This is a genomic window from Xanthomonas sp. BRIP62415 (assembly GCF_003993515.1).
In the GTDB taxonomy this organism is placed as follows: domain Bacteria; phylum Pseudomonadota; class Gammaproteobacteria; order Xanthomonadales; family Xanthomonadaceae; genus Xanthomonas; species Xanthomonas euroxanthea.
The window spans coordinates 1-534 of sequence record NZ_QEZH01000017.1 but is presented as its reverse complement, the minus strand read 5'-3'; the positions used below and the strand labels follow the sequence as shown (position 1 = coordinate 534).

Genomic DNA, 534 nt, shown 5'->3' with positions numbered 1-534 from the left:
TCCTGATCGAGCCCAAGCCGATGGAGCCGATGAAGCACCAGTACGACTTCGACAGCGCCACGGTGATCGGCTTCCTGCGCCAGCACGGCCTGGACCAGGACTTCAAGCTCAATATCGAAGCCAACCACGCCACGCTGTCGGGCCACAGCTTCGAGCACGACCTGCAGGTGGCAGCCGATGCAGGCCTGCTCGGCAGCATCGATGCCAACCGCGGCAACCCGCAGAACGGCTGGGATACCGACCAGTTCCCGACCGACCTGTACGACACCGTCGGCGCGATGCTGGTGGTGCTGCGCCAGGGCGGGCTGGCACCGGGCGGGCTGAATTTCGATGCCAAGGTGCGCCGCGAGTCGTCCGACCCGCAGGACCTGTTCCTGGCGCATATCGGCGGCATGGACGCGTTTGCACGCGGGCTGGAAGTGGCCAATGCGCTGCTGACGTCCTCGCCGCTGGAGCAGTGGCGCGCCGAGCGTTACGCCAGCTTCGACAGCGGCGCGGGTGCGGAGTTTGCCAACGGCAGCAGCACGCTGGTGG

At 67.0% G+C, this 534-nt stretch carries 1 pseudogene; it reads left to right on the top strand.

The features are described 5' to 3' along the window. Positions 1-534: pseudogene (locus EO141_RS05790) on the top strand (xylose isomerase); the annotation flags it as partial.